The following is a 23847-nucleotide window of genomic DNA, read 5'->3' on the forward strand; positions in this document are numbered from 1 at the left end:
AAACGTTAAATAGTTTAAAATTATCAGATAACACTAGATATTTTAGTCTATTAATTATTATAATAGAGTATGAGATGGTTATATAATTGAGACAAAAAAGGTATACACCTAGGTGGGGCCTAGGCGGTGTTTCTCTTTTACGGCTTAGACATAGAAAACACCTACACTTTTTTGCCAATATAGGGGATGGAGAGATTATCATGAGCAACATGCAGCAAAAAACAGACGTTATCTTAATTGGTGCAGGAATTATGAGTGCAACGTTAGGCTCATTACTAAAAGAATTAGCACCAGAATGGGAAATTAAAGTTTTTGAAAAACTCGCAAGTGCCGGGGAAGAAAGCTCTAACGAATGGAATAATGCAGGTACAGGGCATTCTGCGCTATGCGAACTGAACTATACTTCCGAAAAAGCTGACGGATCTATAGATATTAGTAAGGCTGTAAAAGTGAATGAGCAATTCCAGCTTTCAAGACAATTTTGGGCATATCTTGTAAAGAGCAAATTAATTCGTAATCCACAAGATTTTATTATGCCACTACCTCATATGAGTTTAGTACAAGGGGAAAAAAATGTTGAGTTTCTAAAAAACCGTTTTGAAGCGCTTTCAAAAAATCCACTGTTTCAAGGAATGGAATTTTCTGATGCTCCTGAAACATTAAAAAAATGGCTTCCACTCATTATGGAAGGCCGCACATCTAATGAACCGATGGCGGCAACGAAGATTGACTCTGGAACAGATGTTAACTTCGGTGCATTAACACGTATGTTGTTTGATTACTTAAAAACAAAAAATGTCGAGCTAAACTACAAGCATAGTGTCGAAAATATTAAGCGCACGAAAAATGGTTTGTGGGAAGTAAAAGTACACGATATGAATAGTGGTAAAATTGAGCATCATACTGCTAAATTCGTCTTTATTGGCGGCGGTGGCGGTAGCCTACCTCTACTTCAAAAGACTGGTATCCCTGAATCAAAACATATCGGTGGATTCCCGGTAAGTGGACTATTTATGGTATGTAAAAACCAAAAAGTTGTAGAGCAACATCATGCGAAAGTGTACGGTAAAGCTAAGGTTGGTGCTCCGCCAATGTCTGTACCTCATCTAGATACGAGATATATAGACAATAAAAAAGCTTTACTGTTTGGACCATTCGCAGGCTTCTCACCTAAATTCTTAAAAACAGGTTCAAATCTTGACTTAATCGGTTCTGTAAAACCGAATAACGTCTTAACGATGTTAGCCGCTGGTGTAAAAGAAATGGGACTTACAAAATACTTAATTCAGCAAGTTATGTTATCACATGAAAAACGTATGGAAGAATTACGCGAATTCATTCCGAACGCGAAAAGTGAAGATTGGGATATTGTAGTTGCTGGGCAACGTGTACAAGTAATTAAAGATACTGATGCTGGTGGTAAAGGGACACTTCAATTTGGTACAGAAGTAGTAAGTGCAGCTGACGGCTCAATCGCCGCATTACTAGGCGCATCACCAGGTGCTTCTACTGCTGTTCACGTCATGCTTGAAGTATTAGAAAAATGTTTCCCAAGCCGCATGGTAGAATGGGAAGAAAAAATAAAAGAAATGATTCCTTCATATGGCATTTCACTAACTGAAAATCCAAGATTGTTCCAAGATCTTCACACTTCTACTGGTCGTACACTTGGATTAAACGAAAAAGAAACTGTTCATAATTAATGAAGAAATAAAAAAACGTCCGATATATTCGGACGTTTTTTTGTCTACTAAAAATTATACTTATCAATATTGTCTTTCGTAAATACAACTCGTTCTGGTAATACGATAATTCCATTCCCTTCTGCCTCATAATCATATCCTTGAATGGAGTTTGGCTCTACCTTCACTTTTCCAATTCCTTTTACTTCGAAGCTATCCCCTACTTTTAACTTCTTCCCTTTTACAACAATTTCATTTGCTACATACGTTGCGAGAGCACCTTGTTGTTTTACATCCCATAAACCAAATTGTGCTACTGTTCCTCGTTTTACGTAATCACGCATAACGTTTGGTGTAGAGAAGCCAGTTACGACAACCTTTTTATCCATTTTTAAATTTTCAGCTGCTTGTGCCATTGCCGGAAGTGCCGTTGCATCTGGACAAATGACTGCATTAATATCAGGATACGTTTTTAAAATATTCTCTCCTACTGACAAAGACTTTTGCGCATTATTTTCACCGTACTGCGTCGTTACAATTTCCCAGTTCGGATATTTCTTTTTAATAATTTCTTTCGCTTTCGTTACCCATTGGTTTTGATCCGTTACTGTCGGGCTAGAATAAAAGAAGGCTACTTTTCCTTTATCTCCAATTTGCTTTGAAGTCATTTCTATTAATAAATTAGCAAGTTGGTCTGGTGTTCCTTGGCTTATATAAAAAGAACGATCTTTCGGATTCACATCAGAATCCCATGTTAACACCGTCATCCCTTTTTTCTTAGCACGTTGCAGTGATTGCGATAACCCATCCACTGACGTAGATGAAACCATAATCGCATCATAGTTTTGATTAATGAAATTGTTTATATATTTAACTTGCCCTGAAACACTCGCTTCAGACGGTCCATCATACTTCACTTGCACGCCTAACTTATCTCCCATCTCTTTTGCCCCTTCTCCACCCGATGTGAAGAAACCAACTCCTGTTAATTTCGGAATAAATGCAAATTTCACATCATCAACCTTTTTCTTATCTGCCGTTTGGCTAGAACACGCAATTAAACCGATTAAACAAATACATACAATCAATACAATCCCCAGTTTTCTCTTCATGACATTTCCCCCTTATGCAAATTCTTTCTTTTCTCCGCTAAGAATTGATGTAATTTGAAATGTCTCATAATAACTGAAAGAATAAGGATAATACCTATTACTACATTGGATTGTTCATTTGTTAAACCCGTCATTTGCAAGCCATACTGCATGAGCCCAATGAAAATACTCGCCAGTACAGTACCAATAATGCTTCCTTTTCCGCCTGTAATAAGTGTACCGCCTAATACGACTGCTGTAATGATTGGTAAAATTGTTTCACTTCCCATATCAGCACGTGCGGAACCAAAATATGCGGTTAAGAAAGCACCTCCTAATCCACCTCCTAACCCGGAAAGTATGTAAGCGATAATGACTACTTTTTTCGTTTTAATCCCGGTGTATTTTGCTGTATTTTCGTTCGCACCTGTTAATTTTACATGGCGCCCGTATATAGTTCGGTGAAATAATACAGTACATAAAACTGTTAATACGATCAGTAGCCATAATAAATTCGGTATTCCTATAAAACTACCGTTTGCCAGTTGTACAAATGTGTCAGGTAAACCGCTTATTCCTTCGTACCCAGAAGCACCTGCCCCTCCTGAAATGACGAGGGCAATTCCCCCGTATAAAAACATCGTTCCGAGTGTAACGACGAGTGGTTCTACATCCGTCATTTTTATAATGAGTCCGTTTAAAGCACCTGCTAAACAACTAATTATTAGGGCGATTATAACAGCAAACAAAATAGGTATTCCGTTCATCCAAAGTACACCGATTAAGATTGAAGTGAGCCCCATTATTGAGCCGATCGATACATCAATTCCTCCTGTTACTATAACAAAAGTCATTGGTATCGCCGCAATTGCGATAAATAGGAAATCATTTGTACTAAAAAGGAGATTACTAATATTTAAGAAATCACTATTTATTAAACTAAAAAGGATGAATTCTACAAGAAGTAATACAATTAGAACCCCTTCCCATCTATATACATACTTCATAGATTCATCCTCCTTTCTGCCTTCCACTTTTTCATAACACTATCTAATATGATGATAAGTAATAATAAAAAACCTGAAATAGCATTATTCCAAAATGCTGGTATTTTTAAAAAGACGAGTGAGCTACTTATTGTTTCTAAAAATAACGCTCCTAATGCAGCTCCAAATAAAGATCCTGTTCCTCCTTTTAAATGAATTCCTCCTAGTACAGCGGCTGCGATTACTTGTAATTCTAATCCTGTACCTGTTTGATTTGGCACGAAACCGATATTCATAACAAATATGCAACCAGCGAGCGCAGCGCTTATGCCTGAAATCATAAACGCATATATCTTCACTTTATTTACAGGTATACCAATAAGCCTCGCGCCATCTTCATTATCACCTACCGCATAAAAGTATCTTCCCAATGGCACTTTTCTTAAAAAGAAGTATAGTAGTAGTAAAATAATAAGAACGAACCATACAGTTATAGGTAAACCAAGAATGATGATAGATGACAGCTGCTTAAAATCGTTTGGAATATCTTCAATCCACTTCCCGCCTGTGAAAATTAACATTGTACCTCTAATAATTCCTAACATGCCTAATGTCATAATAATGGCTGGTACCCGAAACTTCGCAACTCCAATACCATTTACGAAACCGATAATGGCTCCAAGTATAATAGCTACAAATATCGACAAGAATGCACTATACCCATTCGTTAACATCATTCCGCAAACTGCTGCACTTAGCCCCATGCTTGAACCAACTGATACATCTATATTTTTCGTAAATAAGACGAACGATTGACCGATTGCTAGCACGACTAAAATAACGCTTGATTTCATCAGTAAAGATAACGAGTTAAATTGAATAAAACTAGGGTTTATCATTCCTACAATAGCTATATAAATTAGTAGTAACAGTATGATAGACGTTTCATGCATTTTTAACATATGTTTCATTCCGCTACACCTCCGTATGCAAGGCGTGTAACTTCATTCACACTCAGTTGTTCTTTTTCCATATGAGAAACAAATCGCCCATTTCTCATTACATATACACGGTTTACTAATTGGACAATTTCTTCAACATCTGAAGAGATTAATAAAATTGCGAGTCCTTCCCTTTTCATTTTTTTTATCGTCTCATACACTTCAAGCCTTGCTTTCGCATCAATTCCGCGAGTCGGCTCATCAAGAATAATAATTTTAGGATTACATGCAAGATACTTCGCAAGCACGACCTTCTGCTGATTACCTCCTGATAAAGATGCCAGTTCTTTATTCATATTCTGTACAACAATTCGGAACTGTTCTATAAACGAATTAACTAAAGCGCTTTCTTTTTCTTGATTTATAAAAAAGCGATTATTTTGATATAAACTTGCTGCTGCAATATTTTCTTTAACAGAAGCAATTGAGAAAATTCCATTCCTCGCCCTATCCTCTGGCACATAAACTAGTCCTTCGTCTAGCCTTTTATGCAAAGAACACGTATCAATTGATTTTCCACCCAATAAGATAGACCCTGATTTTATAGTTTTCAATCCAAATATCGCTTCTGCTAATTCCGTTCTGCCAGATCCTATAATGCCAGCAACACCTACAACCTCACCCGCATGTACAGTGAATGATATATTTTCGAATGCGTGACCATTTATATCAACCACTTCTAATATTTTTTTCGTCTTTGCTGTCTCTTGAACTACTTCTATTTTCTCTTTCTGTTTATATCCTTTTGGCAATAGTCCCTCCATCAGCATGTCATATGTATAGTCACATACATCACCTTGGCTTACAACCATTCCATCACGTAGTATTGCTACTTTGTTGGCAATTTCAAAGATTTCTGGAAAACGATGCGTAATATAAATCATCCCAATTCCTTTTTCTTGTAAACTTTTCATCAACACAAAAAGACTCTTAATTTCGTGTGTTGTTAATGTCGATGTTGGCTCATCTAGAATAAGAATCTCAGCTTCTCTTATTAATCCTCTAACGATTTCTACTAACTGTTGTTGCGCAATCGATAATGTTCCTCCTAGTTTATTAAGGTCAATATCCCATCCTAAGCTGCTAATCAATTGCTGAATCTGTACTTTTAGTTTCTTTTTCTTTTCTTTTAACCCGATACATATATTTTCTTCAATAGTCATATGCGGAAAAATGAGTGGTTCTTGCGGTATTAAATAAATACCTTTTCGGTGTGCTTCTGATGGATTTGAAAACTGTTGCTTCCTTCCTTTTACATACATCTCTCCATCATCATACGAATATAACCCCGTTAATATTTTCATTAATGTTGATTTCCCGGCGCCATTTCCCCCCACTAAAGCGTATATATCTCCGCGCTCTACTTGTAAGTTCACTTCTTTTAATACAAGTTGATTTAAAAACGCCTTACTCATTTTCTTTACTTGTAATAAAGGTACGTTCTCCACATGATGTCACCTGCCTTTATCCAGAACATTTTTTGAGAAAATGATTATTTGTTCTACTTGTTTTGTAGCATTGTATATTCCTTTTTTTATATCTAGAACACTTTTTTCTACGTACTATTAATCGTTTCAACTGGAATAAACAAAATATATGGTACATATGTTTAAGCTGTGGTCAATTGTTGAAAGGGATGAAGAGTATGACTCAGCTGAACTTTGAAGAAAATTTATTAACTAAAGTAGCTTGGTACTATTATAAAGACCAATTAACACAACAGGAGATCGCGTCACTTCTTCATATTTCAAGAAATAAAGTCGTCCGGTTATTAGATAAAGCGCGGAGTGAAGGTATCGTTACATTTCACGTAAAAGGGACTGGTTTGCACTGTTTAAGTATTGAGCGTGACCTAATGAAAAAATTCCACTTAAAAGATGCTTTTATTATCCCTACCCCAGTAAACAATTATCACGCTTCTCTCGGAAAAGCTGCTGCACAATATTTAGAAACTCATCTCCAGCAAGGCGATTTACTCGGTATTGGCTGGGGAGAAACAATTAGCAAAATGCTAGAAAACATTCATTTTGAAAGTTCTATCAACCTTTCAATCGTAACGCTCACAGGCGGGGTAAATCACTATCTCCCGAGAAAACAAAACTATTTACACTACATGCAAGGCGAACTTCACATTATCCCTACGCCGTTTCTAGCGTCTACAACCGAAATGGCACAAAGTATTCTATCAGAACCGAGTGTAAAAGATATGCTTCAAGTCGCTTCACTTGCTCATACGGCTGTTGTCGGTATTGGGGGATTATCTCAAGACGCTACGATTGTAAAAGAAGAAAAATTAACACTACGTGAGATGACATATATTCGTAGTCAAAACGGTGCTGGCGATATTTTAGGACAGTTTTATAATACAAATGGCGATTTATTAGAACTCTCGCATCACAATCGTCTAATTGGCACGCCCCTCTCTATTTTGCGCAATATGAAGCATGTCGTCGGTGTTGCTGGAGGTACTGAAAAGATAGATGCAATTTATGGTGCCTTAAAAGGAAAGTTTATTCATTCATTAATTACCGATGAGGAAACTGCCCTCTCCTTATTACGAAAGGATGGTGATTGTTAATGTCCCATTTATTAGCTTTCGATGCTGGTACAGGGAGCATTCGAGCAGTTCTTTTTGATTTACATGGTAATCAAATTGCAGTAAGTCAAAAAGAATGGATTCACAAATCTGACCTTCGTTATCCAGGCTCTATGAACTTTGATGTAGTAGAAAATTGGAAGCTAGTACAAGAATGTACGAAAGAGGTGCTTCAAAAAAACAACACTCCTGCCTCTTCTATTCTTGCTATTAGCGCTACAAGTATGCGAGAAGGATTTGTTTTATATGATCAAGATGGGCAAGAAATATGGGCGTGTGCAAATGTTGATGGGCGCGCATCCGTCGAAGTTAGTGAATTAAAAGAAATTCGGTCACATCTTGAAAAAGATTTATATACAAAGTCTGGTCAAACTTTTTCATTAGGTGCTTTACCACGCCTACTCTGGATAAAAAAACATGAACCCGACGTCTATAATAATATTCACTCTTTTACAATGTTAAACGATTGGATTTTATATAAACTAAGCGGCGTACTACAAATTGATCCCTCAAACGGATGCACGTCAGGTATTTTTGACTTACAAAATAGAGTGTGGGATAACGATGTCGCTAAGGAGTGCGGTCTATCTTTGCCATTTTCACCAACAGTAAATGAAGCTGGTACAGTAATTGGCAACGTTACAAAAGAGTGTGCAGCATTAACTGGATTACGTGAAGGGATTCCTGTCGTCGCCGGGGGTGGAGATGCTCAAATGGCATCGCTCGGAACAGGAATCGTGAAACCAAATCAAACGTTAATATGCGGGGGTAGCTTTTGGCAACAAGAAGTGAATGTTACTGAGCCAATAACAGATCCACATGCTGCGATTCGAGTAAATTGTCACGTCGTTCCGAACCTATGGCAATATGAAACAATCGCCTTTTTCCCAGGTCTCGTTATGCGCTGGTTTCGAGACGCTTTTTGCCAAGAAGAAAAGAAACTTGCTGATAAACTCGGTGTAGATGCTTATGAATTACTAGAAGAACAAGCGAAAGACGTACCTGTCGGTTCATATGGTATTATCCCTACTTTTTCAAACGTTATGAACTACATTTCTTGGCGTCATGCCGCACCTTCATTCTTAAATTTAAGTTTAGACGCTGACAAATGCGGAAAAAAGGAAATGTTCCGTGCTATTGAAGAAAATGCGGCCTTCGTTACACTTGGAAACTTAAAACTAATTGAAAATCTTACTGGTACATTCCCTTCTGAAGTCATTTTTGCTGGCGGTGCCGCTAAAGGGAAACTATGGCCACAAATTCTATCAGACGTACTCGGCATTCCTGTAAAAGTACCAGTTGTGAAAGAAGCAGCTGCTTTAGGAACTGCAATTGCTGCTGGAGTTGGCGCTGGCATATATTCATCTATGGAAGAGACTGCCGAACAATTTGTACAGTGGGAAAATACATTTGAACCAATCACTGAAAATCACGAGCTATACAAAGAATTCTATGAAACATGGAAAATCGTATATAGCAGTCAGCTCGCTTTAGCTGATAAAGGACTTACAACACATATGTGGATTGCACCTGGTGCAGTGTAACTCATTACATAAAGGAGTGAACTGTATGTTAAAAGCGAATGAAAATGATTTCTCCTATCGCTTCGGTGATAGCGGGCCGAAATATTTAATACAAGGCCCGAATATTGATCTTGGTCTTGTTGTCATTCAGCCTGGGCAAGAATTTCAAAATCATTACCATACAACGTGTGAAGAAGTTTTTTATGCGTTAGAAGGTGAAATAGACTTCTATGTAAATAACGAAAGAGTTCCGATTAAACAAGGTGATGTCCTGCAAGTTCGCCCTCATGAATCTCACTATCTGATTAACCATTCTGACAAACCTTTTAAAGCTGTTTTTATAAAGTCACCACATTTACCAAATAAAGATACGGTACAAACGGAAAATCCAACATTAACGAAGGAGTGATTTTGAATGACTTGGGGATTTAAAAATCGATTAAATACAATTTTACCTGATGGTAGAGCGGTTATGTTAGCAATAGATCACGGCTACTTTTTAGGGCCAATTCACGGGCTAGAACAACCACTTGAAACAGTTAAAAACTTACTTCCGTATACAGACTCCCTCTTTTTAACACGCGGTGTACTTAGTTCCTGCATTCCCGAAAACTGCAGCACACCGATGGTTATGCGTGTATCTGGTGGCGCTACTGTCGTCGGTAAAGATTTAGCGAATGAAACAATTGTTACACCTGTAAAAGAAGCAGTGAAGCAAAACGCAATTGGCGTTGGCGTTTCTGTTTTTGTCGGATCAGACTATGAAACACAAACTGTTACAAATCTCGCAAATGTAGTTTCTGAAGCTCATGATTACGGCCTACCAGTACTCGGCATTACCGCAGTCGCAAAGGAATTACAAAAACGTGAAGCTCGCTTTCTAGCACTTGCTTCCCGCGTATGTGTTGAAATGGGTGCTGATATTATTAAAACGTATTACTGCGAAGGATTCGAAAAAATAACGAGCACATGCCCTGCCCCAGTCGTCATCGCGGGCGGCCCAAAACTAGATTCAATTGAAGACGCATTAAACATTACGTACAATGCGCTGCAAGAAGGCGCAATTGGAGTAGACATGGGCCGAAACATATGGCAATCCGAGCACCCAGCTGCGATGATCCAAGCAATACATGGCATTGTGAAAAATGGATTGAATGTGAAAGAGGCACTTGAACTTTATGATGATGTGAAGAATTAATGTGAAAAGACAGACTATTTATTAGTCTGTCTTTTTTACTTTACAGTGAAACTTTCATAATCCGTCTTCTAATATGATACATACTTAAATTTTATACACCTTCAAATGATTACTCTTGATGATTACTATTAAGCTTTGAAACTTTCTTATCTTCTCTATAATCAAGATAAGACACTGGATTCATTTTCATAACACTTAAATATGTAAGGCAAGATATTTAAGCGTTCCGTCTAAGACTATGCTTAATAAGTCTAATATTTTTTCTATATCCTAGAACGTTTTTTAAATGAATGAAAGTTTTTCTATCATTCCCATCCCCCCAGTAATAAAAAAGAGGATACATGATTACTTCTACAACATGTATCCTCTACTTATATATTACGACTGTTGATAAGCCGATTTCGATGATTTCACATAATAAACCGCATGATCCACATTAATAATATGATCTGGTTTTGGTTTACCGCGGCCCGCTCTATGTCCAGCTAAGTGTTCTTCACTTGTTTCCCAGTTTTTCCATGCTTCTTCAGATTCCCAGCGAATCATTACGACCACTTCTTCGTCTCCTCGTCTTACTTTTTTCACAAGAACACTCAAGTCGATAAAGCCTTCAAATTTTTCAATTATACCTTCTCCAGTAAAACGTTCTACAACTATATTTGATGTACCTTCTTTTACTGTAAATGTTTTCGTTTCGATAAACATATATCCCACTCCTTCTTTGTAATACGAATACTACTATTCTTCCATTATAATTGATTATGATAATTATTTTCAATTGTAAAGTTTTAATTTTTTGAATTATGCTGATTTCTTTTCTATCGCCTCATCTAAAAATTTGAAATATGGAAGTAACATTCCTATTAAAGAGGTGACACATATAATTGCACCGATGATTAAATATAACGCTCTTACTCCCCACATTTCACTCAATATTCCCCCTACTAACACACCTAGCGGCATAGTGGATCGTATGAAAAATAATCGTACTGAAAATACTTGCCCTATCATATTGTTCGGAACTGATTGTTGACATATCGTTGTGTTATGAACATTGAAAAATGCAATACAAATCCCTGCTATTACTTCAATTATTATTGCAATGATAATACTATGATTGAATCCTAATGAAATGTATGTGAGTCCCCCTATAAACAATCCTCCAAGCATAAGTATACGCCGGCTTTTATATGTTACTTTTCCGACTAATACTGAGCCAATTACGTAGCCAAGTGGAAAACCTGCCATGAAATAACCGTACTCTGCATATCCCGCTGACAGCTCGTCTTTTATATAAGGAAGATTTGTGACCATCGTTACCCCTACTCCAAACTGCACGAAAGTAAGAAATATACCGAGCCAAACGATGATTGGTTTTGTGAAAAAATATGTAAAACCGTGAAAAAACTGTTCTAGCCACGTTTTCCGAATAGGTTGCGACGTTCTATTTTCTTTTATATAAAATAAGAAAGTGCCACTAACAAATAAACATATGCATACGAAAGATAATGTAAGTTCTGTTCCAATCAAATGAATGACTACTCCGCCTAATACTGGCGCAAGAAACATCATAAGGCGAGTCATTCCATCAATGTACGCATTTGCATCTTGAAGTTGTTCTTTCCCTACAATGCTCGGTGTAATTGCTTGACTTGCAGGTGTATAAAGTGGTGTAATAAGTCCCACTACAATTTGAACAACATAAATGTGCCAAACTTCTATACTACCCGAAACTAGCATCACCAAAGGTAATAAAAATACGGACGCTCGTATCCATTGTGAAAATATCATAATCCACTTCCGGCTCCATTTATCAATAAATGGGCCACTTATTAATTGCAATATGAGTGATGGGATGAAATATAATAACCACATACTACTTAAAGCCATTTCTGATCCTGTTAACTCATATACTAGAATTGAATTACATAACGTTCCGAAAGCCCCTCCTAATTCAGAGATTGCACTACCAATCCACATAAAAAAGAACGAACGATTTTTCAATATACTCTTCATTATAGCTCACCAACTTTTCTCTTAAATTCCTCCCTTTATGTACATTCTTGTTGCATATTATCTATTCAAAAATGCTTCTAATTCTTTCGCTAACGACTGCACTGCTTTCTTCCTTAATACATACTTTCCATCATGTATATCAACTAACTTCGCTGCACGTAACAATTTCAAATGATGGTGTACTGTCGATTTACCAAGCTGCAATCTTTCCGTTATTTCCTGTAATGTACGTTCTTTTTTAAACAACATTTTTACAATTCGCAATCTCGCCTCATCCCCAAGAGCCTTATGTTTTTGAACTAAAAAATAATTCGGTTCATACGGATCTTCAGGATGAATGCTTTCATTCGCAACTGGATAATGAAATACTTTCGTATCATCAATATCTGCTTCAATATTCCACGGTCTGTACGTCATTTGCGGAATAAGAAGTACGTGATGAACACTTGGCTCTGGCATATAGTTCACGCCACCAGTCGCCCACTCGACAAACTCTTCCGGCTTCATCTTTTTATTCATTTCATTTTTTGCTTCATAATCTCGTTTTAATATAGAAAGTATTTCTTCTTCCTCACTCTTAATTACACTCTCATACCAACCTGTCATTACAGCGATTAAATGAGATTTCAGCACTTGTACATCTACATCACATATAAAGCGAATGTACGTAGAGAAAAACTGATGATCATGTGTTAATTCCTTTAGTTCATGTATTGCAGTTCCATCTCTACTTGCGGCTAAACGTCTTTTTTTCTCATATTTCTCCCCTAAAAACGGTAAACATATATACTTCAAATCTTCTTCTGAAAGTGAATCGATTTTAACATGAAACTGTGATACATCCTGTATGTCTTCTTCATACAACAACTGAAGCAATGCTTTCCACGTATTATTTTCTTCGACAAATTGTAAGTGCTCTCTCATTTCTTCTGTTAATGATTTCTTAATTTCTTCCCATTCATTTTGACTCTTTTCAAGTGTATCAATTAACCTCTTATGAGTAATTGCTGCAATGCCAAGCGCACATTCGAAAAGTATCGAATATTTCACTTGAACATTATAAGTTTCCCTCTTTCTACTCGTTATGTGATAGACCTCCATTTTTATCCCCTCCTTGTTTGCTATATATCAAATTCTATTTTTATCGAATTTAACCTTCTATATTTTTAGAATTATTTTGCGACTTCAAAAAAACTCTAATCAATGAGCAAATAGAGAAAGGTTTATACTCTTTTTCATTCTGACTCAATTAAAGCCTTGATTATTAAGTATCATATTAAAAAGAAGTTTTTTAATGGCTCTTGTTATAAGTTGTCTTTCACCCTCTTGTGCAACTATAGAAAAGGTTTATTGAAGAGAAAAGAGAATTGGTTTTATTAAGAAAAATGAACAGGAGGCTATACGAATGGGAAGAAAAGAAATGTTGCAAAATGGAGTCCAACAAGTTTTTTACGAAGAAGAATGGTACCCACCAATATCAGAAGCGTTAAAGAATCTTACGGCTGAACAAGTATGTTGGCAACCAGAAGGTGCTGCCAGTAATACGATTTGGGAAAATGTGAACCATTTATTAATCTTTAAAGAACGCCTACTTTCCCGCTTACATGAAGACGACACATTTGTTGCTCCACAAAATAATGATGAGACGTTTATCCAAGGTGGACCTAATGATGATGCCGCTTGGCAGCAAACCGTAAAGCGAACGCTTCAAGTACATGATGCCTTACAATCTTCATTAACCGCCCTTCAAGAAGCAGAACTAGATCAACTAAGTCCTTCTCTACCAGTTTGGCAACAATATATGAATATCCTTTTGCATGATGCTTATCATACAGGACAAATTATACAGCTTCGGAAACTTCAAGGTTCATGGCCAACTCACCGTTCTTATTTATAAAGTGAAATTTTAATCAGCTCTTACCAATCGGGATTTTGCGGGCAGCCCATCCCCACCTCACTTCTTTGCTTTCCTTGAATTTTGAGGTAAAAATCTTACTGCCCGTTAATCCGGGATAAACGATGTTTAAAATCGCATACGTTTAATATCCAACAAAACAATTGAAAACAGCTAATTGTTCGATAATTACTGCGATTTCTCAAAATAAAGCAAATTAAAATACATTGATTCCTAACATAACTTACATGCTTCATAACTTCTAATCATAATCCAAATTTGGAAGAATAGATGCTTTTTTATATACAAATAATAACTCTCAAGGAGTTGTTGACATGTATTTCATATTGAATATGTTAGGGATTTTCGTTGTCATATTAATCATTTTCTTATGTTCGCCTAATAAAAAACATATAAAATGGAGACCAATTGTAATTCTCATCCTATTGGAGCTTTTTATTACGTGGTTTATGTTAGGCACAAAGCTCGGCAGTATTATCATTAATAAAATTGCGTCATTTTTCAGTTGGCTACTAGCATGTGCGAATGAAGGTATTCGATTTGCATTTCCTTCAGCTATGGAAAGTCAGCACATTGATTTCTTCTTTAGTGCGTTACTTCCTATCATTTTTGTTATTACTTTTTTCGATATTCTTTCTTATTTCGGAATCTTAACTTGGATTATTGATAAAGTAGGTGCAGTTATTTCAAAGATTTCTCGTTTACCAAAGTTAGAAAGTTTCTTTTCGATTCAAATGATGTTTTTAGGAAACACCGAAGCACTTGCGGTTGTTCGTGATCAATTATCTGTTTTAAAAGAAAATCGATTATTAACTTTTGGAATTATGAGTATGAGTAGCGTTAGCGGATCCATTCTTGGTGCTTATTTATCAATGGTTCCAGCAACATATATTTTTAGCGCAATCCCATTAAACTGTATTAACGCATTAATTTTAGCCAATGTATTAAATCCTGTGGAAGTTTCGAAAGAAGAAGACGTTGTTTACACACCTTCAAAACATGAAAAAAAGGATTTCTTTTCTACTATTTCAAACAGTATGTTAGTTGGGATGAATATGGTTATCGTTATTTTAGCTATGGTAATTGGTTATGTAGCTTTAACAGCATGTTTAAATGGGATTTTAGGATTTTTTGTAACGGGGTTAACAATTCAAAAAATCTTCTCCATTATCTTTAGTCCTTTTGCATTTTTACTCGGTTTATCAGGCAGTGATGCTATGTATGTAGCTGAATTAATGGGGATCAAAATAACGACGAATGAATTTGTTGCAATGATGGATTTAAAATCAAACTTAAAGTCGCTACAACCGCATACGGTTGCGGTTGCAACGACATTTCTAGCTTCTTTTGCTAACTTTAGTACAGTAGGTATGATTTACGGAACTTACAATTCATTATTTGGCGGAGAAAAATCATCAGTCATCGGTAAAAATGTTTGGAAGCTTCTTGTTAGCGGGATGGCTGTTTCTTTATTAAGTGCTATGCTCGTTGGGCTATTTGTATGGTAATTAATTTTTATAATAAAAGACACCCAAGCCAATTGAGTGTCTTTTATTATTATTTTCGAATTTGTCCATTTCCACGAATCACATATTTTGTAGAAGTTAATGCTGGAAGCCCCATTGGTCCTCTTACGTGTAACTTTTGTGTACTGATACCAATTTCCGCTCCGAATCCAAATTCGGATCCATCTGTAAAACGAGTCGATGCATTATGATAAAGTGCCGCGGCATCTACAGAAGTAAAAAACTTGCTGACGTTTTCCTCGTTTTCAGTAATAATTGCTTCAGAATGCATAGATCCATACGTATTTATATGATGAATCGCTTCTTCAACAGTGGAAACCACTTTCACTGCTAGTGTGAGAGATAAAAACTCAGTTTCCCAGTCTTCTTCTGTCGCAAGTAAGATAGAAGAATCAATCGCCACTGCTTTATTATCACCACGTAGCTCCACTCCTCTTTCATTCAAGGAAGAAAACAACTCGCTACCATATTGCTCTGCCCAATTCTCATGAAGTACAATCGTCTCAATTGCATTACATACAGATGGACGCTGTGTTTTTGCATTTATAATAATATTAAACGCCATTTGTTTTTCTGCTGTTTCATCAATGAATATATGACAATTTCCCGCACCTGTTTCAAGTACTGGAACAGACGCTTCTCTCACTACTGTATCAATTAATTGTTTACCGCCTCTTGGTATAAGAACATCCAAGTACTCGTTCAATGTAAACAACTGTTTTGCACTATCTCTCGTTGTATCTTCTATGAGCTGTACACTTTCTGAAGGCAAGCTAGTTTGCTTAAGCGCCCGGTGAATAACGCTAACGATGGCTTTGTTAGAATGGATAGCAGAAGAACTACCACGTAGTATTACTGCGTTTCCTGTTTTTAAACAAATTGTAGCAGCATCAACAGTTACATTCGGTCTTGCCTCATAAATCATCCCGACAACACCAAGTGGTACGCGCATCTCCTGAATAGATAGTCCATTTGGCCTTTCCCATGCACTTACACATTCTCCTACAGGATCACGTAATTCAATTAGCTGCTTAATCCCCTCTGTCATATCAATAATACGATTTTCAGTTAGCAGAAGACGATCAAGGAGTGAATCAGAAAATCCTTTTGCCTTACCTTCTTCAATATCCCTCTTGTTTTCTTCTAAAATATAAGCTGTTTCTAATATTAACTGATCAGCTATTGCGGAAAGTGCTTCGTTTTTTTGCTCTGTAGATTTAAGCACAAGCTCTCTAGCAACCTCTTTTGCTTTTATCCCCTTTGCCAACACTTCATTCATTTTTATTTCCTCCTTTTTAAAGTGAAACCCAATGATCCCTATGGATGACTTCATAACTATGTCTCTCGCCTCTTACTTGAATATCTTGGCTTTGCATACCTTTTACATCTATTAGTTCCTCTGCACTATATGTGCATTGTCCTTTTCCTATTACGCGCCCTTGTTGCGTTACAACCTCTACAACTTCACCCACTTGGAAAAATCCTGATACATTCGTAACACCAGCTGGAAGTAAACTCTTACCATGCTGAATGATGGCAGTAGCTGCCCCAGCATCTACTTCAATTTGTCCGCTAACAAGCGAATGTAAGGCAATCCATTGCTTGTTCATCTTCATTTCTTTTTGAGGAGCATTACCAACATACGTTCCATCACCCTTACCCTTCAAAACATCTACAAACTTTTCCTGTCCACGTCCTGTTCCGATAAATACACTCACACCAAGAGAGAGCGCTGTCTTTGCAGCGTCGATTTTTGATTTCATACCGCCAGTCCCAAGTTTTGAGCCAGCATCTCCTGCAAGAGAAGAAATTTCTTCCGTAACTTCAGGAAGAAAATAATATTTTTTTGCATCCGCATTTTTCTGAGGATTTTTGTCATATAACCCGTTCACATCCGTAAAGATCATAAGCATATCCGCCGAAACAAGCCCGCTTACTAAAGCTGACAGCATATCATTATCACCGAACGTCAGCTCCTCTAAAGAGATGGAATCATTTTCATTAATAATTGGAAGAGCGGAGCGGTTTAATAATTCTCCTAACGTAGCGTAAGCATTACTATATTGTTCTTTTCTAGAAAAATCACTTCTCGTCAGCAAAAGTTGCGCAGTAACGATGCCATATTTACGGAATTCCTCCGTGTACGCCTGCATTAACAAACTTTGTCCGACAGCTGCTGCAGCCTGTTTCCCTTTAATCGTTACAGGTCTGCTAGGATATCCTAGCGCTGAAAAACCTGCAGCGACGGCTCCAGATGTAATTAACACAACCTCGTGCCCATCTTCTTTCAACCGAGCCAATGCGGCAACGTGATCTGAAAGCTGTTCTGTAGAGATGCCTCCGTGACTATCTGCCAAGGAACTACTCCCAATCTTTACAACAACTCGTTGTTTTTTCACTTTTTTATCCCCCAAGTCTAAAATCAAAGTTTTTTATAAATTACACTTCATTCACTTTGTAACTATATCTATTCTCATCAATGCTGCAATGAGGTATTTAAGAGCAAAATAAAAATGACCGCTTCGCCCTTAATAAAATAAAAAGGACGAAACGGTCATTGTTCCGCGGTACCACCTTAATTGATATACATAGATATCCACTTGGTGCCTATAACGCAGGCGAACGCCTAAACTTTCATTTAAGACTCAGGGATAGGTTCGATATATTCTATACGAGGAATCTTTCAGCCGGTGAATTCCACTCTCTTTCGCAAGAAGACATATGTACTAATTCCCTTCAACGATTTTCAATCTAATTTTTTTATATTATGCGATATAGTTCGATTAGGTGTCAAGAGGTATTTTTAAAAATAAATAGAGCCGCAAGTTATTTGTATGAAATTATCGCCCTACTGAATGAAAATACAAAATGATATAAGTTTAACTCATATTCATAAACATAAAACCTTACATTATAGTGTATATATTTACATAATGTCGAATATAATTAATTTTTATCTTTTAGTGTTGCAAAAAGGAATATATTCTCTTAGAATGTTTCTTTATATTGCACAGGGATGTTATTCTTATTCTAAGAAAATAATATCAAACCGATATAATTGATTATAAAAGGAGCAAGATTGAGTTATTATGGATAAACAAATTGGATTCATCGGTTGCGGAAATATGGGAATGGCTATGATTGGCGGAATGATAAACAAAAATATAGTGTCTTCAAATCAAATTATTTGTTCAGATTTAAACACTGCTAATTTAAAAAATGCTAGTGAAAAATATGGACTAACTACAACTACCGACAACAATGAAGTAGCGAAAAATGCTGATATTTTAATTTTATCAATCAAACCAGACCTATACGCGTCAATAATTAATGAAATAAAAGAAGTAATCAAAAACGATGCTATCATCGTAACGATCGCTGCTGGGAAAAGTATTGAAAGTACTGAAAATGCCTTTAATAAAAAAGTAAAGGTTGTAAGAGTAATGCCTAATACTCCTGCTCTTGTTGGAGAGGGAATGTCTGCATTATGCCCTAATGAAATGGTGACAGAAAAAGATTTAGAAGATGTACTAAACATTTTCAATAGTTTTGGTCAAACAGAGATCGTAAGTGAAAAATTAATGGATGTTGTAACATCTGTAAGTGGTTCTTCACCAGCTTATGTATATATGATTATAGAAGCGATGGCAGATGCTGCTGTACTAGATGGTATGCCAAGAAATCAAGCATATAAATTCGCTGCTCAAGCTGTGTTAGGCTCTGCAAAAATGGTACTAGAAACAGGAATACATCCAGGTGAATTGAAAGATATGGTTTGTTCTCCTGGCGGAACGACAATAGAAGCTGTAGCAACATTAGAGGAAAAAGGACTGAGAACAGCGATTATTTCAGCTATGCAGCGTTGTACGCAAAAATCTGTTGAACTATCTGGTCAAACTAAAAAGTAAAACTGTAAAAGAGATCGCGTTAGCTATGAATTCATATGAATTTAATTAGAAATTCACTACATGATAAACGGCCAAACTCATATATACTTGAGTTTGGCCGTTTCAGTTTTAATTATATTAAAATAATTTCATTCAAATCTTCTTTACAGATTCTGTTTTATCCCTTACCTATTCCCTACTATGATTGTGTAATTTTATTAGAAACTAATAATTTTTCAATGCATTTCGGTAACATATCTAATAGCGTTTCAAATGCATAGTTTACATCTAGACGTTCTGTCCATTGATGTGCATCTTTTCCTACCGGCCCCATATTTAATACTGGAACATCAAACTCTTCTAATTCCTGAAGCGGAATTGAATAACCTTTATCCCATAATGGCATATTGTCTACAAGCGAACTCATTGAATCCAGTGGATACTGCAAGCCTACATAACTTAAATCTGAAATCCCCCCAAAATAATTTTGGTTTTCAAATGTAATTTTATGATTGTAGTGTGCATACTTTTCCATTTCTACAACTACCTCTTTTATTAAAGGATTGTTACGTGAACTCACAGCTGGATAGTACGGCGGAGCGAAGAAAAGTACAATCATCGGTGCCTTTTCTTTACATAAAATCGCTAATTTATCTACTAAATCAATCGTTACCGCACGATCATCTTTATCTCCTCTATTTTTTATAATATTAGATTGAATATGATTTATTTTTTCTCGTCCATGTTGCTCAATTGCATATGTGATAAGCTCTTCATAAGTTAATACATTTACTTTGAGATTAGGTGGTATAAATGGATTATATTTAGAAAAACGATATGCATGTTTTTCATACGACTCTTCTATTTTCTCTGCTACTTTCGTTACTTTTTGACGTAACAATGAAACTACATCTGTCATTGATTTTTCTAATAAAAACAAATTAAATAATGTAACTGCACGATGCGGAATTTGTACAGAATAATCCTCTTTTAAGTCCCTTTGAAGTAAGTTAGTTGGCGGAGGACTCGCTTCCCCTTCTACAATATCACAAAGGTCTGTGTTTAACTCTAATTCTGCTGTTATTAATGAAGCCATATAACTCCCATTTAACCCTGCAAAAGGTTCACCTACATGTGTCTCTTTTCCGTAGCAAAGAAAACCAGGTAACACTTTACCAATAGAGCCAGTGTAAATATACTTATTTTGGTCACCAGGATGTCTTGAAAACATAGGCTCTGAGTTTAAGACCGTTTTATAATCTAAGTTATGCTCTCTTGCTAAATCTAACAGTCTCGGAACAGCGGCCCTCATCCCTACAGAATTTACTTCTTCATCTGGTACAGCCAATAAAAGAACATTCCCATCAAATCTTTCTTCGCAAGCTTGCTCGATCATTGCCATTTGTAATGCGAGGCCGCATTTCATATCCATTGTTCCTCTACCAAACAGCCATTCTCCATGTTCTATATCTTCACGTACATGGTCTGGAAGTTCATCTTTATGAGAATAAAACATAGATGTTAACTTTTTAGGATTAAATGCATCTTCTTTCCACATTCCGTAATCTTGTACATCTACAACATCAAAGTGACTTACTAGAATTACAGTATTTTTTGTACTATCGCTTTTCTTTACTAGTGCTGTAACAAAATATCGTCCGTCCCCTGTCGGATTTTTTTGCAAATGGTGCGGGTTTTGTTTGAAATACTGTAAGTCAGATAATTGTTCCACAACAAAGTCTGGCAATATTACTTCAGCTTCTGAACCGGTAATACTAGGAATTTCAACAAGACTGCTTAATAATTGAATCAATTGTTCTTTTGATTGCCACTTTGACATATAAATCCCCCTATTTTCCGCATTATGAAAACTAATTCCAGTATATGAATAAAAAATGACGACAGCTATCAAAATTATAGTTCTGATGTACTGCCGATTTTTATTGATATTTCATGAGCCGCTTGTTTTACCTTGCTAATAAGAAAAGATAGTCGATCATCATTAATACGATGACTAATTAACCCAACACTTAATGCTCCTACTACTTTATGATTAAATCCAATAATAGGTGCAGCTACTGAAGCTGTCCCTTCTGTTTTTTCACCATAACTGACCGCATATCCTTCATTTTTTATTTGCTTTATTTGATTAAGAAGAATTTGCTTTTGTTCTGGTAATGAAGGAAGTAAATACTCTACAATATGTTCCATTTCATTCGTTTTCATATTGGCAAGCATCGTTTTATTTGCAGCACCAATTGAAAGTGGAATTTGTTCCCCTAAGTTATCAATAACTCGAATTTTTAAAGGACTATCAATTCTTTCAATGATAATAGAATGTGTTCCGTTTGGAATATTCAAATAGACACTTTCTTCCACTTCAGAAGCCAAACGTTTCATCACTTCTCTTGCAACAGATCTATAGTCTACCTTCTCCAATTGACGCAACCCTATTTCCATCCACATTGGTCCAATTTTGTACTGTTTTGTCTCTGTAATTTGTGTAACTAACCCATGCTCCATTAGAGAGTTAAGTAATCTATGTACTGTACTAACCGGGAGATGTGTTCCATCAGCTATATCAGAAATAGCCCAATACTCTTTTTCATTTGTAGAATTCAATAATTTAATAATACTTATCGCTCGATCAATGGACTGTACCATAACTCGCCTCAACTTTACTCGTAATATGTTAGTACGCTTAATTAACTATCAATTTAGCAAACATTCGAAATAAAATCAATCTATTTATTTAATTTTCTAACAATAAAAACATATCACTAACAAAGAATTGAAAACGCAAACAAAAAAATATTGACTTTTCTTTTTAATTATCTGAAAATTAAAACAAGATTTCACATCACGGAATACATTCCATAATACGGAAAAACATCAAACGTTATTCTATCAACTACGAAAGTGAGGAAAACAATGGCGCAAGTAAGCAATACAAACAATGAATTAAAACGCACGATGAAAAGTAGACACTTATTCATGATTGCACTCGGTGGTGTGATTGGAACCGGGTTATTTAACGGATCTGGCTTTATTATAAGTCAGGCTGGACCTGGTGGATCCGTACTTGCCTTTATTGCTGGTGGATTATTAATGTATTTCGTTATGCTATGTCTTGGTGAACTTGCTGTAGCCATGCCTGTTTCAGGTTCTTTTCAGGAATATGCTACTAAATTCATCAATCCTGCAACTGGCTTTACAATCGGATGGTTGTATTGGTTAAGCTGGGCGAATACGACCGGTCTTGAATTTACAACTGCCGGTATTACAATGCAGCGCTGGTTTCCTGATATTCCTGTTTGGGTTTGGTGTTTAATATTTGGCGTTACCATCTTCACTATTAACGCATTATCTGCTCGTAGTTATGCAGAAACAGAATTTTGGTTTTCAAGTATAAAAGTATCTGCCATTATAGCTTTTATAATTCTTGGTGGCGCCGCTATGTTCGGTTTTATTGATTTAAAAGGCGATGAACCAGCTCCACTTCTTTCAAATTTCGTAAATCATGGTGGTTTATTTCCGAATGGACTTGCAGCTATTCTATTAACAATGGTTACAGTCAATTATTCCTTCCAAGGTACAGAGCTTGTTGGAATCGCAGCAGGTGAAAGTGAAGATCCAGCAAAAACTTTACCTCGTTCTATTAGAAATATTATATGGCGCACAATGTTTTTCTTCGTCTTAGCAATCTTTGTTCTTGTTGCTTTAATTCCTTGGGAAGAAGCTGGATTAACAAAGAGTCCATTCGTTGCTGTTTTTGATAATATCGGTATTCCATATGCAGCTGATATTATGAACTTTGTTATTCTTACTGCTGTTCTTTCTGTCGCAAACTCAGGACTATACGCTGCTACTCGAATGCTTTGGTCTTTATCAAAAAACGAAATGGCTCCAGCATTTTTAAAGAAATTATCATCACGTGGGATTCCTCTCAACGCTTTAATCATGACAATAGCTATTTCTGCTTTTTCTCTTTTGACAAGTGTAGTAGCTGCTGAAACTGTTTACTTGTGGCTCATTTCAATTTCCGGAGTCATTACCATTATTGTTTGGATGTCAATTTGTGTTTCTCAATTCTTTTTCCGCAAACATTATGTAGCAGACGGCGGAAAATTAGAAGACTTAAAATTTAAAACGCCACTTTATCCACTCGTACCAATTCTTGGTTTTGGATTGTATGGCATTATATTAATCAGTCTTATTTTTATCCCAGAACAACGACTTGGAATCTATTGCACTGTCCCATTTATCATCTTTTGCTACACTTACTATCACTTTAAAGTTAAGAAAAGAAATTCTACTAACACTCATAGTGAAACTAAAATTAGCGAGACTTCGTAATATTTGACTATACATAAAAAACTACACATGGCGTTTCACTTCATGTGTGGTCTTTTTTCATCATTTTAAT

The 23847-nt window shown here is 36.2% G+C and carries 20 protein-coding genes and 1 other annotated feature; of the genes, 9 read left to right on the forward strand and 11 right to left on the reverse strand.

Annotated elements, in window-relative coordinates; all coding sequences use genetic code 11:
* Positions 1-200: 200 nt before the first annotated feature.
* The gene (locus MR136_RS12375) at positions 201-1703 is read left to right on the forward strand and encodes a malate:quinone oxidoreductase (RefSeq protein WP_000069138.1); all 1503 of its coding nucleotides are present in this window, start codon (positions 201-203) and stop codon (positions 1701-1703) included.
* A gap of 47 nt (positions 1704-1750) precedes the next feature.
* Here the strand turns inward: MR136_RS12375 and lsrB are convergent, their stop codons facing one another.
* Genes lsrB through MR136_RS12395 form a run of 4 tightly spaced genes read right to left on the reverse strand, consistent with a single transcriptional unit; the run spans position 1751 to position 6208 of the window.
* A complete protein-coding gene (lsrB, locus tag MR136_RS12380; protein ID WP_000823660.1) occupies positions 1751-2794 on the reverse strand; it encodes an autoinducer 2 ABC transporter substrate-binding protein LsrB in 1044 nt (347 codons plus the stop codon).
* The gene (locus MR136_RS12385) at positions 2791-3780 is read right to left on the reverse strand and encodes an ABC transporter permease (protein WP_000878521.1); all 990 of its coding nucleotides are present in this window, start codon (positions 3778-3780) and stop codon (positions 2791-2793) included. Before MR136_RS12385 ends, lsrB begins: the two co-directional genes overlap by 4 nt.
* On the reverse strand, positions 3777-4730 hold the full coding sequence (locus MR136_RS12390) for an ABC transporter permease subunit (protein WP_000682144.1): 954 nt from the start codon (positions 4728-4730) through the stop codon (positions 3777-3779). Before MR136_RS12390 ends, MR136_RS12385 begins: the two co-directional genes overlap by 4 nt.
* Positions 4727-6208: a sugar ABC transporter ATP-binding protein gene (locus MR136_RS12395; RefSeq protein ID WP_119683574.1), complete on the reverse strand. Its 1482-nt coding sequence runs from the start codon at positions 6206-6208 to the stop codon at positions 4727-4729. Before MR136_RS12395 ends, MR136_RS12390 begins: the two co-directional genes overlap by 4 nt.
* A gap of 197 nt (positions 6209-6405) precedes the next feature.
* Here MR136_RS12395 and MR136_RS12400 point away from each other — a divergent pair, with 197 nt between their 5' ends.
* The 4 genes from MR136_RS12400 to lsrF are packed head-to-tail and all read left to right on the forward strand — an operon-like array spanning position 6406 to position 10077.
* Entirely contained in the window at positions 6406-7338 is a 933-nt protein-coding gene (locus MR136_RS12400; protein ID WP_000192709.1) for a sugar-binding transcriptional regulator, read from the forward strand.
* Positions 7338-8900 (forward strand): autoinducer-2 kinase, encoded by a 1563-nt coding sequence (lsrK, locus tag MR136_RS12405; protein WP_242259440.1) that lies wholly within the window; start codon positions 7338-7340, stop codon positions 8898-8900. The genes MR136_RS12400 and lsrK overlap by 1 nt, the downstream gene beginning before the upstream one ends.
* Before the next feature lie 25 nt (positions 8901-8925).
* Positions 8926-9288, forward strand: a complete 363-nt coding sequence (locus MR136_RS12410; RefSeq protein ID WP_086396442.1) for a cupin domain-containing protein — start codon at positions 8926-8928, stop codon at positions 9286-9288.
* A gap of 6 nt (positions 9289-9294) precedes the next feature.
* Positions 9295-10077, forward strand: a complete 783-nt coding sequence (gene lsrF / locus MR136_RS12415; protein ID WP_000219782.1) for a 3-hydroxy-5-phosphonooxypentane-2,4-dione thiolase — start codon at positions 9295-9297, stop codon at positions 10075-10077.
* Positions 10078-10455: 378 nt separating this feature from the next.
* Here lsrF and hmoA read toward each other — a convergent pair whose 3' ends face one another.
* From hmoA to MR136_RS12430, 3 genes are all read right to left on the reverse strand, one after another.
* Positions 10456-10782 (reverse strand): heme-degrading monooxygenase HmoA, encoded by a 327-nt coding sequence (gene hmoA, locus MR136_RS12420; protein WP_000469498.1) that lies wholly within the window; start codon positions 10780-10782, stop codon positions 10456-10458.
* Between the two features lie 96 nt (positions 10783-10878).
* Positions 10879-12093, reverse strand: a complete 1215-nt coding sequence (locus MR136_RS12425) for an MFS transporter (protein ID WP_000836098.1) — start codon at positions 12091-12093, stop codon at positions 10879-10881.
* A gap of 57 nt (positions 12094-12150) precedes the next feature.
* On the reverse strand, positions 12151-13194 hold the full coding sequence (locus tag MR136_RS12430) for an ArsR/SmtB family transcription factor (RefSeq protein ID WP_000454563.1): 1044 nt from the start codon (positions 13192-13194) through the stop codon (positions 12151-12153).
* Between the two features lie 304 nt (positions 13195-13498).
* Here MR136_RS12430 and MR136_RS12435 point away from each other — a divergent pair, with 304 nt between their 5' ends.
* Together MR136_RS12435 and MR136_RS12440 are read left to right on the forward strand one after the other, a co-directional pair.
* Positions 13499-13990, forward strand: a complete 492-nt coding sequence (locus tag MR136_RS12435; RefSeq protein WP_242259441.1) for a DinB family protein — start codon at positions 13499-13501, stop codon at positions 13988-13990.
* A gap of 332 nt (positions 13991-14322) precedes the next feature.
* Positions 14323-15516: a NupC/NupG family nucleoside CNT transporter gene (locus tag MR136_RS12440; protein WP_000273596.1), complete on the forward strand. Its 1194-nt coding sequence runs from the start codon at positions 14323-14325 to the stop codon at positions 15514-15516.
* A gap of 49 nt (positions 15517-15565) precedes the next feature.
* Here the strand turns inward: MR136_RS12440 and MR136_RS12445 are convergent, their stop codons facing one another.
* Both MR136_RS12445 and proB read right to left on the reverse strand, forming a co-directional pair.
* Positions 15566-16813, reverse strand: a complete 1248-nt coding sequence (locus MR136_RS12445; protein ID WP_078421372.1) for a glutamate-5-semialdehyde dehydrogenase — start codon at positions 16811-16813, stop codon at positions 15566-15568.
* A 16-nt stretch (positions 16814-16829) separates the two neighbouring features.
* The gene (proB, locus tag MR136_RS12450; RefSeq protein WP_000744803.1) at positions 16830-17933 is read right to left on the reverse strand and encodes a glutamate 5-kinase; all 1104 of its coding nucleotides are present in this window, start codon (positions 17931-17933) and stop codon (positions 16830-16832) included.
* A 139-nt stretch (positions 17934-18072) separates the two neighbouring features.
* Positions 18073-18283, reverse strand: a binding site (T-box leader).
* A gap of 340 nt (positions 18284-18623) precedes the next feature.
* Between proB and proC the strand changes: the two genes are divergently transcribed.
* Positions 18624-19442, forward strand: coding sequence for a pyrroline-5-carboxylate reductase (proC, locus tag MR136_RS12455; RefSeq protein ID WP_000360725.1), 819 nt, complete (start codon positions 18624-18626; stop codon positions 19440-19442).
* Positions 19443-19620: 178 nt separating this feature from the next.
* Here proC and MR136_RS12460 read toward each other — a convergent pair whose 3' ends face one another.
* Together MR136_RS12460 and MR136_RS12465 are read right to left on the reverse strand one after the other, a co-directional pair.
* Complete coding sequence (locus tag MR136_RS12460; protein WP_135277782.1) at positions 19621-21261, reverse strand: M20/M25/M40 family metallo-hydrolase; 1641 nt, start codon at positions 21259-21261, stop codon at positions 19621-19623.
* Positions 21262-21335: 74 nt separating this feature from the next.
* On the reverse strand, positions 21336-22085 hold the full coding sequence (locus tag MR136_RS12465) for an IclR family transcriptional regulator (RefSeq protein ID WP_000250758.1): 750 nt from the start codon (positions 22083-22085) through the stop codon (positions 21336-21338).
* Positions 22086-22352: 267 nt separating this feature from the next.
* On the opposite strand from MR136_RS12465, the gene MR136_RS12470 reads away from it, so the two are divergent.
* Complete coding sequence (locus MR136_RS12470; protein ID WP_078421370.1) at positions 22353-23777, forward strand: amino acid permease; 1425 nt, start codon at positions 22353-22355, stop codon at positions 23775-23777.
* Positions 23778-23847 lie beyond the last annotated feature (70 nt).

It is taken from the genome of Bacillus cereus group sp. BfR-BA-01311, from assembly GCF_022664295.1.
Classification (GTDB): Bacteria; Bacillota; Bacilli; order Bacillales; family Bacillaceae_G; genus Bacillus_A; species Bacillus_A cereus.

Excerpts from the sequence above, each read along its gene's own strand:
- MR136_RS12470 (WP_078421370.1), top strand. The coding sequence starts at position 22,353 with ATGGCGCAAGTAAGCAATACAAACAATGAATTAAAACGCACGATGAAA.
- lsrB (WP_000823660.1), bottom strand. The coding sequence starts at position 2,794 with ATGAAGAGAAAACTGGGGATTGTATTGATTGTATGTATTTGTTTAATC.
- MR136_RS12390 (WP_000682144.1), bottom strand. The coding sequence starts at position 4,730 with ATGAAACATATGTTAAAAATGCATGAAACGTCTATCATACTGTTACTA.
- MR136_RS12400 (WP_000192709.1), top strand. The coding sequence starts at position 6,406 with ATGACTCAGCTGAACTTTGAAGAAAATTTATTAACTAAAGTAGCTTGG.
- MR136_RS12425 (WP_000836098.1), bottom strand. The coding sequence starts at position 12,093 with ATGAAGAGTATATTGAAAAATCGTTCGTTCTTTTTTATGTGGATTGGT.
- MR136_RS12465 (WP_000250758.1), bottom strand. The coding sequence starts at position 22,085 with ATGGTACAGTCCATTGATCGAGCGATAAGTATTATTAAATTATTGAAT.
- MR136_RS12385 (WP_000878521.1), bottom strand. The coding sequence starts at position 3,780 with ATGAAGTATGTATATAGATGGGAAGGGGTTCTAATTGTATTACTTCTT.
- MR136_RS12460 (WP_135277782.1), bottom strand. The coding sequence starts at position 21,261 with ATGTCAAAGTGGCAATCAAAAGAACAATTGATTCAATTATTAAGCAGT.
- MR136_RS12445 (WP_078421372.1), bottom strand. The coding sequence starts at position 16,813 with ATGAATGAAGTGTTGGCAAAGGGGATAAAAGCAAAAGAGGTTGCTAGA.
- lsrK (WP_242259440.1), top strand. The coding sequence starts at position 7,338 with ATGTCCCATTTATTAGCTTTCGATGCTGGTACAGGGAGCATTCGAGCA.
- proC (WP_000360725.1), top strand. The coding sequence starts at position 18,624 with ATGGATAAACAAATTGGATTCATCGGTTGCGGAAATATGGGAATGGCT.
- MR136_RS12410 (WP_086396442.1), top strand. The coding sequence starts at position 8,926 with ATGTTAAAAGCGAATGAAAATGATTTCTCCTATCGCTTCGGTGATAGC.
- lsrF (WP_000219782.1), top strand. The coding sequence starts at position 9,295 with ATGACTTGGGGATTTAAAAATCGATTAAATACAATTTTACCTGATGGT.
- hmoA (WP_000469498.1), bottom strand. The coding sequence starts at position 10,782 with ATGTTTATCGAAACGAAAACATTTACAGTAAAAGAAGGTACATCAAAT.
- MR136_RS12375 (WP_000069138.1), top strand. The coding sequence starts at position 201 with ATGAGCAACATGCAGCAAAAAACAGACGTTATCTTAATTGGTGCAGGA.
- MR136_RS12435 (WP_242259441.1), top strand. The coding sequence starts at position 13,499 with ATGGGAAGAAAAGAAATGTTGCAAAATGGAGTCCAACAAGTTTTTTAC.
- MR136_RS12440 (WP_000273596.1), top strand. The coding sequence starts at position 14,323 with ATGTATTTCATATTGAATATGTTAGGGATTTTCGTTGTCATATTAATC.
- MR136_RS12430 (WP_000454563.1), bottom strand. The coding sequence starts at position 13,194 with ATGGAGGTCTATCACATAACGAGTAGAAAGAGGGAAACTTATAATGTT.